This is a genomic window from Acetivibrio straminisolvens JCM 21531 (genome assembly GCF_000521465.1).
Taxonomy (GTDB): domain Bacteria; phylum Bacillota; class Clostridia; order Acetivibrionales; family Acetivibrionaceae; genus Hungateiclostridium; species Hungateiclostridium straminisolvens.
This window is the reverse complement of record NZ_BAVR01000030.1, coordinates 1-12312: the sequence shown is the minus strand read 5'-3', so window position 1 is coordinate 12312 and position 12312 is coordinate 1. Positions and strand designations below refer to the sequence as shown.

Annotated in this window: 10 protein-coding genes, 1 other RNA gene, 4 pseudogenes and 1 other annotated feature; of the genes and pseudogenes, 11 read left to right on the top strand and 4 right to left on the bottom strand. The window is 37.5% G+C overall.

Features of this window, described 5'->3' with window-relative positions:
* Window positions 1-7: 7 nt before the first annotated feature.
* Window positions 8-380: RNase P RNA component class A (rnpB, locus tag JCM21531_RS09415), an RNA gene on the top strand.
* Between the two features lie 51 nt (window positions 381-431).
* On the opposite strand, the gene JCM21531_RS09275 is transcribed toward rnpB, so the two are convergent.
* Window positions 432-875: a response regulator gene (locus JCM21531_RS09275; protein ID WP_038289247.1), complete on the bottom strand. Its 444-nt coding sequence runs from the start codon at window positions 873-875 to the stop codon at window positions 432-434.
* Between the two features lie 240 nt (window positions 876-1115).
* On the opposite strand from JCM21531_RS09275, the gene JCM21531_RS09270 reads away from it, so the two are divergent.
* From JCM21531_RS09270 to JCM21531_RS09240, 7 genes and pseudogenes are all read left to right on the top strand, one after another.
* The gene (locus tag JCM21531_RS09270; protein WP_038289245.1) at window positions 1116-1712 is read left to right on the top strand and encodes an RNA polymerase sigma factor; all 597 of its coding nucleotides are present in this window, start codon (window positions 1116-1118) and stop codon (window positions 1710-1712) included.
* 20 nt (window positions 1713-1732) lie between these two features.
* Window positions 1733-2665, top strand: a complete 933-nt coding sequence (locus tag JCM21531_RS09265; protein ID WP_038289243.1) for an anti-sigma factor family protein — start codon at window positions 1733-1735, stop codon at window positions 2663-2665.
* 130 nt (window positions 2666-2795) lie between these two features.
* Window positions 2796-3497 carry a PilZ domain-containing protein gene (locus JCM21531_RS09260; RefSeq protein ID WP_038289241.1) on the top strand — a complete coding sequence of 234 codons (702 nt, stop codon included), beginning with the start codon at window positions 2796-2798 and terminating at the stop codon, window positions 3495-3497.
* Between the two features lie 173 nt (window positions 3498-3670).
* Window positions 3671-3883, top strand: a complete 213-nt coding sequence (locus JCM21531_RS09255; RefSeq protein ID WP_038289240.1) for a hypothetical protein — start codon at window positions 3671-3673, stop codon at window positions 3881-3883.
* Between the two features lie 74 nt (window positions 3884-3957).
* Window positions 3958-6641, top strand: a pseudogene (gene polA / locus JCM21531_RS09250) (DNA polymerase I).
* A gap of 23 nt (window positions 6642-6664) precedes the next feature.
* Window positions 6665-7252: a dephospho-CoA kinase gene (gene coaE, locus JCM21531_RS09245; protein ID WP_038289238.1), complete on the top strand. Its 588-nt coding sequence runs from the start codon at window positions 6665-6667 to the stop codon at window positions 7250-7252.
* Between the two features lie 35 nt (window positions 7253-7287).
* A complete protein-coding gene (locus tag JCM21531_RS09240; RefSeq protein WP_038289236.1) occupies window positions 7288-7854 on the top strand; it encodes a lytic transglycosylase domain-containing protein in 567 nt (188 codons plus the stop codon).
* A 148-nt stretch (window positions 7855-8002) separates the two neighbouring features.
* Here JCM21531_RS09240 and JCM21531_RS09235 read toward each other — a convergent pair whose 3' ends face one another.
* On the bottom strand, window positions 8003-8419 hold the full coding sequence (locus JCM21531_RS09235) for a flagellar protein (RefSeq protein WP_038289234.1): 417 nt from the start codon (window positions 8417-8419) through the stop codon (window positions 8003-8005).
* A 139-nt stretch (window positions 8420-8558) separates the two neighbouring features.
* Between JCM21531_RS09235 and JCM21531_RS24430 the strand changes: the two are divergent.
* The 3 genes and pseudogenes from JCM21531_RS24430 to JCM21531_RS09225 form a co-directional block, all read left to right on the top strand.
* A pseudogene (locus JCM21531_RS24430) lies at window positions 8559-8959 on the top strand (DMT family transporter); the annotation flags it as partial.
* A complete protein-coding gene (locus JCM21531_RS09230; RefSeq protein WP_369347608.1) occupies window positions 8945-9490 on the top strand; it encodes a DMT family transporter in 546 nt (181 codons plus the stop codon). The pseudogene JCM21531_RS24430 and the gene JCM21531_RS09230, both read left to right, overlap by 15 nt.
* 427 nt (window positions 9491-9917) lie before the next feature.
* Window positions 9918-10718 (top strand): GGDEF domain-containing protein, encoded by an 801-nt coding sequence (locus tag JCM21531_RS09225; protein ID WP_243467473.1) that lies wholly within the window; start codon window positions 9918-9920, stop codon window positions 10716-10718.
* A gap of 71 nt (window positions 10719-10789) precedes the next feature.
* Here JCM21531_RS09225 and aroF read toward each other — a convergent pair.
* A pseudogene (aroF, locus tag JCM21531_RS09220) lies at window positions 10790-11511 on the bottom strand (3-deoxy-7-phosphoheptulonate synthase).
* 150 nt (window positions 11512-11661) lie between these two features.
* Window positions 11662-11789, bottom strand: a pseudogene (locus tag JCM21531_RS24425) (3-deoxy-7-phosphoheptulonate synthase); the annotation flags it as partial.
* Between the two features lie 183 nt (window positions 11790-11972).
* Window positions 11973-12241 (bottom strand) — a binding site (T-box leader).
* Window positions 12242-12312: the final 71 nt, after the last annotated feature.

The following is a 12312-nucleotide window of genomic DNA, read 5'->3' as shown; positions in this document are numbered from 1 at the left end:
AAAATGTTGAGTAAGCCAGATAGTCGCGGGTACAGTGCCGAAAGGCCGTACACGAGGAAAGTCCGGGCTCCATAGGGCAGGGTGCCGGGTAACTCCCGGTGAAGGCGACTTCAAGGAAAGTGCAACAGAGATATACCGCCTGCTGGAAATTGAAGCAATTTGTTTCGGTTTTCAGTATGGCAAGGGTGGAAAGGTGAGGTAAGAGCTCACCAGCGGTATGGCGACTTACCGGCTATGTAAACCCCACCTGGAGCAACACCGTATAGAGGGACGTTAAGGTGGCCCGCCAGTCCCGGGTAGGTGGCTTGAGCTATATAGAAATATATAGCTAGATAGATGACTATCAAATACAGAACCCGGCTTATAGACTTACTCAATAGTAAAATATCAAAAGCACCAGCTTATACGGCTGGTGCTTTTGCATGATAGATTTATGCTTCTTTGATTGATAACTGATTAATGAGCTTTGTGGCTTTATTAAGTTCTAAAATAGCATTTCTGTATTTTAGAGCCGATTTAATTTTGTTTGAAAGTATAAATTTATTGATTTGCTCTATTGGTTTTATAATATAATCAAATATTTCGAACTCGAGAATTTTTTCTATATTTTCTGTGCTGTCGAGATTTGATGTAACAATTACGGGAATTTCCTTGTAATAAGATGTTTTTGAAAATTCTTTCAAAAAATCGTATCCGTCCATTATAGGCATAACTATGTCAAGGAGTATCAAGTCGATATTGCGGCTTTCAATAAGCTCTAAAGCCTCGCGTCCGTTTAAAGCGGAAACAATGCTGTATCTTTCACCGTAAAGGTAATTTTTGATGATGGCATTGTCAAAGACATTGTCATCAATTACTAGAATTGTATTGATCATAGTACTACCCCTTTTAATTTTAATCTAATCTAATGATAAGTATATTCTATAAATTATAAAAAAACCTTTGGTAATATATGGGATGAGGTTATGTTAATTTTATATGAAAAATAACTGTTACGGTTTAAATTCGATAAAAAAAATTGTATAATAAGAATTTGAGATGCATTTTAGATGATATTTTTTAGTTTTCAATAGTTGGATTCATATCATTTTGGAGCCGGAGGTGAGGCTGGTAATATGAGCAATACGGAGAAGGAATTGATAAACAGGGCTAAAAAGGGCGATATTGAAGCGTTTGAGCAGCTTATAGAAGGCTGTCAAAAGAAAGTATTCAATATTGCTTTCAGAATGCTGGGAAATTATGATGATGCCAGTGAGTTGGCACAGGAAGTTTTTTTGAAAGCATATAAATCTATAAAGAATTTTAAAGGAGATTCCCTTTTTAATACATGGATATATAAGGTCACAACGAATGCCTGCCTCGATGAGATTCGTAAAAGAAAAAATAAGAAAGTTGTCTCTCTCGATGAAGACGTTGAAATTGGCGGGAATGAAATAAAACGTCAGATTAAGGATGACTCACCGGGTCCTGAACTGGCAGCTGAGGATAATGAACTCAAAAGGGCTGTAAAGGATTCGATAAACATGTTGTCTGAAGAGTACAGGACAGTTATTGTGCTAAGAGATATTCAGGGATTTAGCTATGAAGAAATAGCCAACATAATAAAATGTCCCGAAGGAACGGTTAAGTCGAGAATCAACAGGGCTCGACAGGCTCTAAAAAAAATACTTCAAAAAAAGAAGGAACTTATAAATGAGGAATACGTCAAATAATATTGAAAGGAGGGTTGGAAATGAAAAAATGTAATGAAGTAATTGAATTAATGTCTTTATATATAGATAATGAGTTGGACAATGAGACAAGAAATAAGATTGATGAACATATAAAAACATGCGAAAGCTGTAAAAGTGAGCTTGATGCACTAAAAGAAATTGTCGGCGTATTGGGCTCTTTTGAGGAGGTTGAGCTTCCTTTAGGATTTAAAGAGGAGCTTCATGAGAAACTTGTGGCCGAAAAGAATCAAAATGAATTAGAGAACAAGACTGTGCAATTTAGGAAAAAGTTTGCCGGTTTTGCATCATCTATTGCTGCGGGACTTGTACTGGTATTTGTTGCAGGAAGCCTAATTTTAACCCGGGGTTTATTGGGCAATGCTCCAAAAGACAGCAACAAACTGTTAATGAAAAACGGGGGAGCATCAGAAGCTACTCTAAATCATGATAATAATTCCAATATATTTGGACATGAGGAGGATTCTCAAATAGAAATTTTATTCAATGAAGGTTCTAAGGACTCTTCTCAAGACCAAAAATATGATATTGGGGCTGGAGATACTAAAGCGAAAGGATTTCGACAGTATGATGCTTCTTCTCCAGTGGATCCTCCTTCGGAAGAACCGGCACTTTCAATGATTACAGCTTTAAATGCGCCTTCTTATGACGTGTATATTACAATCACTTCATCGGATATTGAAAAAGAAACGGATAATATTAATAATATTGCCCATTTGTGCAATATAGAAATTGAAACATACGGTTCGAAAGATGCTTCCGTTTCCAGCCCGGATGAGAATAAAAAGGTGCTGAGTTTTGATGTGGACAGTACAAAATACAACAGTTTTGTAAACGAGCTGAAAAAAGAATATGGCGTAAATCTCTCCTTGGATGAAAAATTAAATGACCAAGATGCAACGATAAAAGTCGAAATATCAATACTTAAAGAGTAGGATATATGTTAAAAAAGAAAAATTCTTCATATTAAGAAGGATATTTTGTTCGCTTTGTCGAATATACATCATCATTGTGGTTTTGTGTTTCAAAGGATTGAAATGTCCACGAGTCTAAGGAGGGATCATAATGATGAATGTCGAGTTGTCCAATTGGGTTCCGATTCAGAAAGAAGAATACGTATTGTCTGTTAAGGAAAAAGAAGAGATTTTCAAGCGAGGAGCTGTTATCAGTATTAAGCATGGCTATATTTTTGAACCGGTTCTCTCGGTTATACAAAAGACTGAAGGTGAGTGCGTCTATTTCAGAATTCCTGAAGAGTTCTTGAAAAATAATGTATTTAAAGGCGATTTGGTTTCCTGCCAGGTTATGCAGGGAGAGTATGAATATATTATTAATGGGATAATAAGCGAGTTCGAAGTAACTTATCCATGGCTGGTAGAGGTTACAATAAAGAGCGTCAGCAGAGTAAAGAATAATAGAAATGCAAAAAGATACCTCACTAATTTTCAGTCAAGGTTTTATACAAAGGGATCGGATACCGGCATATATGCCATAATTAAGAATATCAGCATGACTGGAGTGGGAGCAGTTTTCAGAGAAGAAATCAAGCCTCAAAGCCTTGTAAATGTGTTTGTAAGTGCTTCTATTGACAAAATACAATCTTTAGAATTTAAAGCAAAAATAAACAGGATAATAAACCGGGAAATATACAACGAGTACGGTTTGGAAATTGTTGAAATAGATGAAATCAACAAAGACAAACTTGATAAGCTGATTTATCGCCTCGAGTGCAATGAAGCTGAGTTTGTATCCAATAGTCTTAAATAAGTATTATAACACGTATAAAAAATTAAGGGACAGCTGTTTACTGCTGTCCCTTTTTTGTGTACAATTATTTTGTATGTGTACGATTACTTGTTTTTAGCATTAAAATACGGGAAAGATTATTTCCTTATGTGGACAGTATTATCAGACAAAATAAAAAAAGGTGATGGTTAAAATTGTTTATAGATGCAGTGGTAAAGAGGATTGAGAACGGATATGCAGTTTTGGTATCCGATGATTGCTGCCTTGAGGTAAGCATTCCTGTTAAAGAAGGGGAAACAATGTATATGAAAGGAGAAAATGTTTCTTTAATTATCGATAATGACGGCACAGTTAAATGCTTGACGGATAAACAAACTAAAAAGAGAAATCCTACTAATAAAGGATAAAGTTATACTAATTGCAGAAAAAACGATATGATAAAATATCAACTTAAAGATAAAGAAACTGAGAGGTTTATAGAATGAGCAAACAAAAATTGATGGCTATAGATGGAAACAGTATTCTTAATAGAGCTTTCTACGGGCTCCGTGAACTTTTGGTAACATCCGACGGTACATATACCAACGGAATTTATGGCTTTATAAATATAATGCAAAAATTTATTGAAGAGGAGAAACCCCAATATATTTGTGTTGCGTTTGATCTTAAAGCTCCAACTTTTAGGCATAACAAATACGAAGGTTATAAGGCAAACAGGAAAGGCATGCCGGAAGAGCTTCGGGTTCAGGTTCCTCTGCTTAAGGACGTTTTGGATGCAATGAATATAAAAAGGCTTGAAATGGAGGGTTTTGAGGCTGACGATATATTGGGTTCCATTTCATTGTGCGCCGAGAAAAAGGGAATGGAAGTAATACTGGTTACTGGAGACAGGGATGCCTATCAGTTGGTGGGACCTTCCACAAGACTTAAACTTCCCAGAACGAAAGGCGGGAAGACAGAGGTTGAGGAATATGACTACAACCGGATTGTAGAAGTTTACGGCATTGAGCCCCAACAGTTTATTGAGGTCAAGGCTTTGGCAGGAGATACCTCCGATAATATTCCCGGGGTTCCCGGTATTGGTGAAAAGACGGCCTTGGATCTCATAAGAGAGTATAATAATCTCGAAAACCTCTATAACTCATTGGACAGCATCAAAAAGAAAGGCCTTAAGGAAAAGCTTGAGACTTTCAAGGAACAAGCTTTAATGAGCAGGGAGCTTGCCCGGATTGAAAGGAATATGCCGTCCCTTTGTGATATTGAAGAGCTTAAAATGGTGGAGATTGACAGGCAAAAGACCTATGAGATATTTAAAAGGCTGGAGTTTAAAAGCTTTATTGATAAGTTTGGATTAAATGATGTCCAAAGCCAGGATAGTGTAGAGATGGAGATTAAAATTGTTAAAAAAAGTGATGAGCTAAAGGATTTAAAAGACAATATCCAAAGAGATGGAGAAGTTTATATCTATTATTTGCTTGATAAAACGGGAAGTTTTTCTCAAAAGCTTGCTGCTCTTGCAATTTCATCAAAAGAAGATGAAGCATGGTATGTGGACTTTACCGGCAATATAGATGAAGATGAGTTTTTTAGGCAGTTTAAGGACATATTAGAGGATGAAAATATAAAAAATACGGTCATGATTTCAAGAATTTTATAGTATATTTAAATAATCGGGGAATAGACTTTAACGGTTTGGCTTTTGACACCATGATTGGAGCTTATATAATAAACTCGTCAAAGGATACCTATACAATATCCGAGCTGGCTCAGGAGTATTTAAACTTGAATGTCAAGGCAGTTGAGGAGCTGACGGGGAAAGGCAAAAATTTTACCCTATACCGGGATATGCAGCCCGATGTTCTTTCGAAGACTGTCGGCATTTATCCCTATGTCATAAACAAAGTCAGCCGGAAAATAGACGGTCTTTTTAAAGAAAACAATCAGGAGCAGCTCTATTACGATATCGAGCTTCCGCTTGTAAGAGCCTTGGCAGATATGGAATATTACGGTTTTAAGGTTAATGTAAATGCCCTTGTGGAGTTTTCAAAAGAGCTGCAGGAAAAGATAGATGTTGTCACAAAGGAAATATACACTCTGGCAGGAGAGGAGTTTAATATCAATTCTCCAAAACAGCTGGGGGTTATCCTTTTTGAGAAACTGGGCCTTCCGGTTATAAAGAAAACAAAGACCGGATATTCAACCGATGCGGAAGTATTGGATGAGTTGTCCGACAGGCATGAAATTGTGGAAAAAATACTGGAATATAGACAGCTTGTAAAGCTCAAATCCACTTATGCAGAAGGACTTCTGGCTGTCATAAATCCTCATACGGGAAAGATTCATTCCAGTTTCAACCAGACGGTGACGGTGACGGGAAGGATAAGCAGTACAGAGCCCAATCTCCAGAACATTCCCATAAAACTTGAAATGGGAAGGAAGGTACGAAAGGTCTTTATCCCTTCAAATGAGAATTATCAGCTTCTTGATGCGGATTATTCTCAGATTGAGCTTCGGGTTCTGGCTCATATAACCGATGATGAGAATATGATAAATGCGTTTTTAAATAACGAAGATATCCATACTTCTACCGCTGCAAGTGTCTTTGGAATACCGAAGGAAGAGGTTACTCCTATTATGAGATCAAGAGCGAAGGCTGTCAATTTCGGAATTGTTTACGGAATAGGGGACTTCAGCCTTGCCAAGGATCTTAAGATAAGCAGGAAAGAAGCAAGGATGTATATAGACAGTTATTTGGACAGGTATCCCAATGTAAAGAGATACATGCATGACATTGTAGAAGAGGGCAAGGAAAAAGGCTTTGTAACCACAATGTTCAAAAGAAGAAGGTATCTTCCGGAGCTAAAATCGCGCAACTTCAACATAAGGTCTTTTGGAGAACGTATTGCAATGAATACTCCGATACAGGGAAGTGCTGCGGATATAATCAAAATTGCGATGGTAAAGGTACATGGAGAACTCAAAAAGAGGAAGCTTAAGTCCAGGCTGATACTCCAGGTTCACGATGAGCTTATTGTGGAGGTTTTCAAGGAAGAAAAGGAAGAAGTCGAAAAGATTCTGTCCGAAGGCATGCAGAATGCCGTAAGCCTGAAAGTACCGTTGGTTGTAGAGGTTAAATCGGGGAACAACTGGTACGAGACTAAGTAATATGATATAGAGGGATGTTGAAATTGAGGACAATTGGAGTTACCGGAGGAATAGGGAGCGGAAAAAGCACAGTATCTAAAATTTTGGGCGAACTGGGTGCCCAGATAATTGATGCTGATGTTATTGCAAAAGATATTACCCGAAAAGACCGTAAAGCATACAGGGAAATAGTGGAATACTTTGGGTCTCAAATACTTCTGCCCGACGGAGAAATTGACAGGAAAAAGCTTGCGGCAGAGGTTTTCAACAATAAAGACAAATTAGAGGTTTTAAACAGCATAACTCACAGACATGTAGCAGAAATTATTATAGAAAAACATGAAATTTTAAAGGGATTGGGAAAATCTATTGTTATAGATGCACCTATTCCGATAAAGCATGGATTCCTTGATATTGCTGATGAAGTCTGGGTGGTAGTGGCAGATATGGAAAACAGGATAAAAAGGGTAATGGAAAGAAGCGGATTAACTTATGAACAAGTATTGGAAAGAATAAACGCGCAGTTAAGCGATGAATATTATTGCAGCCTTGCCGATGTAATAATTAAAAACGACGGTACTTATGAAGAGCTTGTAAGAATGGTTGAAGCAAACTATAACAAGCGGTCTTAGCATGGCAAAAAGAATTCGTTAAGGTGGGTATTTTTGTGGCTAGCAAATTTAAAAGAAATTTGAAAGTTATTTTTATTTTTGCAGTGGTATTGGTTTCTATTGTATTCATTTTAGAAGGAGCTATTAAAATGCTGTTTCCTCTGAAATATAAGGAATACGTTTTCAGGTATTCTTCCGAATATAATTTGGACCCGTACCTTGTTTTTTCAATTATAAAAGCAGAAAGCAGCTTTAACCCCGATGCAACTTCGCCTAAAAATGCACGGGGGCTCATGCAGGTAACCGATGATACGGCATTCTGGATTGCAGAAATGATGGGTATAAAGGATTTTAAGGTGGAATATTTATACGATCCTGATACAAACATAAAATTTGGATGCTGGCTGCTAAACAACTTGGAGAAGCAGTTTGACAGTCGTGTCCTTGTGGTGGCCTCATACAATGCCGGTGCTGCATGTGTGCGTTCCTGGCTGAACGACAGCAAGTACAGCGCAACGGGAGAAAGTCTTGATGTTATACCTTACAAAGAAACAGAGATTTACACTAAAAGGGTGGAGAATTTCTACAGTATTTATAAAATGCTTTACGAAAAAGATATTTAGTGATATTTTATAAAAGGATGTATTCGAAAGGCCGGACATTGATGTCGCTGAAAAAGCGGATATTTGTGAAAACCGGATGAAGAGCACAGAAATGAACATCGCATAAAAAATGTGTAAAAGCAGTATTGGGTGATATTTCATGAGCAAACTAAATTGATGAGGCACGCTTTGAGTGGCTGTCGGTTCTAAAGCGTATGGAGTTTGAGTGCTTGGTGTTGCTGTTGTCGGAATATACGGCTTTCATATTCTTGTGATGGCTCTTATAGCATTCGTCGCAGTATCTGCCTGTGCGTATGCTTTTTCCGCAGCTTTCGCAGAACAGGAAATGATTATCCTTTTCTAGGATTTCAAGCCTGCTTTCACGAAGATAACGCTTGATTTTCTTTACAGAAATATCAAGGTCTGTTACTACGTCAAAGATTTTGGCACAAGGGTGCAAATTAAGATAATCCTTGATTTTTTTGAAATCAAGTTCGTCATTTTCCTGACACATAGGACATACTTTGAAGAAACCGTTTGGATTATATAGTTTTCCGCATATTTCGCAAGTTACAATATCTATCATAGAACTCACCCTATTTTAATTATTATAACACCATCCTACACTTTAATTATACACCGATATCGTTTCTGTGTTAATGGTTATATTGACTTAAATTGGGCGGCATCAAATAGTAAAGAAGTCCTATGGTTGCGGTAATGAGATGTTGTTTAGTAAGTATGATATGTTAAAGCGGGGGAAAACAGTGAAAAAATACAACTTTGGCTATCTTTTTCTAATGATTACGGTAATTTTTTTCAGTACATATGAGGTGGTAAGCAAAACAATTATAGGTAGAGTCAACCCTTTTCAAATCAATTTTCTGAGGTTTTTTATCGGAGGTTCTCTGCTCTTTTTGTTTTTATTGATAAAGCATGATTTGAAAATTGATAAAAAAACCTGGCAATTGTTGCTTTGGCAGGAATTCTCAACGTAGTATTCAGTATGAATTTGCTTCAGTTGAGTTTAAGTATTGCGTATGCCAAAGCAGCCATAGTGGCGGTTATTTTTAGCAGCAATCCGATATTTGTAGCAATTTTTGCAGCTATTATGGACAAGGAAAGAATACCTTTGTTTAAAGCTGTGGGCATGCTTCTTGGCGTGTTGGGCATAGCGGCAATAAGCATTGATGGACAGGCTCTTGGGGATATAAATATATTAAGTCCCCTTCTTGCATTGATGTCGGCGGTTCTATACGGACTATACACTGTGGTTGGCAGAAGGGCATCATCTAAAATCGGCAGCCTAAAAATGAATGCCTATTCATTTTTAATCGGCAGCCTTGCCTTGCTTCCTTTTTTATTGATAAAGGATATTCCGGTTTTTAAATTCGATTATTCGGCATGTCTCCAGGTTGTATATCTTTCGGTTTTTGTCACAGGGATTGCTTACCTGACTTATTTTATGGGGTTGACCCGAACGGGGGCCGGCAGCGGTTCTATGGTCTTTTTTCTGAAGCCTGTTTTGGCAAGCTTGTTTGCAATTGTATTTCTTAGTGAAAGAGTTACTTTAAATCTTGTATTGGGTACAGCTCTTATACTTTTAGGGATGGCTGTAATGCTTTATTGGGAGGGAATATGGAAGAAGTTTGTATAGGTTTGAAAGATGAGTAATTGACAAAAATTAAAAACAAATATAAAATATGAGTATGTAAAGGGAAAATATTCTATCGTTTTGGGGAAAAAAAGATACGATGAATGATATAATAAATGGATTTTTAAAGGAAAAGCGGGCCAATAGCTTTCGCCAACAGAGAAATTTTGTTTATTTCAGATGGATGGCTCTGTTGCTTGTTATACCTCTTTTTTTTCTGGTTTCTGGTTGTTCGCGGACAGAAAAGTCTTTCTGGTTTACCTTTTTACTGGCAATTTTATACAACGGATTTCAAACTTTGATTCTTTTGTTCATGCGGCCGAATAATTGGATAAAGAAATTTATAAGTCTTGCTTTTTATTTCGATATAGTTTTCATTTGTGCTTTCTCCTACATTTTTAATGGAATTGATTCCGATATATACATACTCATGTTTTTTGTAATTGCATATTACGGTATTGGTAAAGATGTTTCGGGCACCATAAATATCAGTATTTTCAGTATAATGCTTTACACGGTTTCATCTATTCTGGTAAAAGCGGATAATATTGAAGAATTAAACTTTTTGAAACTTCTAATAAGAGATTTTTTCGTTTTGCTGGTCGCATACGGTGTGTCAATAGTTATTTTGGAAGTCAAAAGATATGATGAGATGCATAAAAGGGAGTTTAAGCTTGCTAGGACGGATAAGCTTACAGGGCTTGCCAACAGGCATATGCTGGATCAGAAACTTGAGGAAGAAGCGCTTTACTGTGAGTATTCAAAAAAACCGTTAAATATACTCATGTTTGATATTGATAATTTTAAGAAATTCAACGATACTTATGGTCATGTCTGGGGAGATAAGCTTCTGTCGCTTTTTGGCGACATAATAATGCAAAGTATCAGAAAGACGGATATTCCTTTTCGTTATGGGGGAGAGGAGTTTATGGTTCTCATAAGGGACCTTGACCTTGAGACTGCCAAAAGTGTAGGAGACAGGATTAGGCGTCAGCTTGAAAAGCAGAATCTGTTTGCCGGTGAAGGCAATAACAAAGGTAAAGTTACCGTAAGCTGCGGTGTTGCCCAATTTCCTACACATTCTGACGATATAAAAAAGGTTGTTGATTATGCTGACAGGGCGCTGTACTACGCAAAGGAAATAGGAAAGAATATTGTTGTTAGCTATGATGAAATAGGCAAGCTCAGAGAAGCGGTGCAGATTGATATAGATACCTACTTAAGCAAGTAAAAAAGCTCTAAAGACATTAAATTATATGTCTTTGAGCTTTTTCATTTACTTTTTCTTTTAAAAAACTTCTTTTACAGTTTTCTTCCCACTGCAAGAGCTACAGGTTCAAGCTCTTTCATTAGCTGTTCGAACCTTGAAGGGATCAAGGACTGCTGACCGTCACACAAAGCACATTCAGGCTGGCTATGCACTTCAATGATTAATCCGTCGGCTCCGGTTGCTATTGCACCTTTTGAAAGGGGCTCTACATACTTCCATGTACCTGCTGCATGGCTGGGATCAAGCACTATTGGTAAATGGGACAGTTCTTTTACCACAGGAATAGCGCTCATGTCAATAGTATTTCTTGTGGCTGTTTCAAAAGTTCGGATACCCCGTTCGCAAAGTATTACATTGGGATTGCCTTCGGAAATAATATATTCGGCAGCCATCAGCCATTCTTCAATGGTTGCGGACAATCCTCTCTTTAAGAGTACAGGTTTATTATACATTCCAACTTCTTTAAGCAGCCTGAAATTTTGCATGTTTCTTGCGCCGATTTGAATGATGTCTGTGTAGGAAGCTACAAGTTCCACATCTCTTGTGTCCACAACCTCGGTGACAAGTTTTAGTCCGGTTGCTTCACGGGCAACAGCCATTATTTTAAGTCCGTCTTCTTCCAAGCCTTGGAAGGCATAAGGGGATGTACGGGGCTTGAAGCACCGCCACGAAGTATTTTTGCTCCTGCCGCTTTTACTTTTTTTGCTGTTTCAACATAGATTTGCTCGTTTTCAATTGCACAGGGGCCGGCCATAACTACTACTTCATTGCCTCCGATTCGCACATCGCCTACTTCAACAATGGTTGGCTCCTGCTTTAACTCTTTGCCTGCCAGCTTATAAGGCTTCATGATGGGAACAATGCTTTCAACTCCCGGCATAGTAGATATGGAGTGGGTGTTAAGAAGTCTTTTATCTCCAATTGCACCAATTATTGTTTTTACATCCCCGACAATGGATGAGTTTTGAAACCCAGATCCAAAAGTTTTTTTTCTACGTTGTCAATCTGTTCTTTTGTAGCATTCTGATTCATTACAATAATCATAGTAATAACCTCCATATATTATTTTTTTAATATTTTCCAGCTTCTATGCTTTTGCTTCTTAGATTTTTACTTCAAAAGATAAAATAAAAGCTCGGGACATCGAGTCCCTTCGCTTTTGCCTCTTTCATTTCATTCCAAGAGGCAAAATAAAAACTCCTCATTCCTTATTTCTTAAGGGACGAGGAGTGTATTTTCCACGCGGTACCACCCAAATTGCATAATGCCCACTCATTATTGTACGGGACTACATACAAATAATCCGATACAACCTTTCTTTTAACGGTGAAAGCTCCGGTTAAGCCTACTTTAGCGATTTACTCAGCTTTTCAGCCAACAGCTCAGGCGGTGAACTTCAATTATAATCCTTTTACCGGGCTCGCACCGTCCCCAGCTCGCTTAAAAAGAATATATAATCTACTTTACCCCTTCATTGCCTTTATTATCAATTTTTTTACTGTTACCAATTATTTTACCACTTAGAAGGATATCAGTCAATATAAAACTTCGTGAA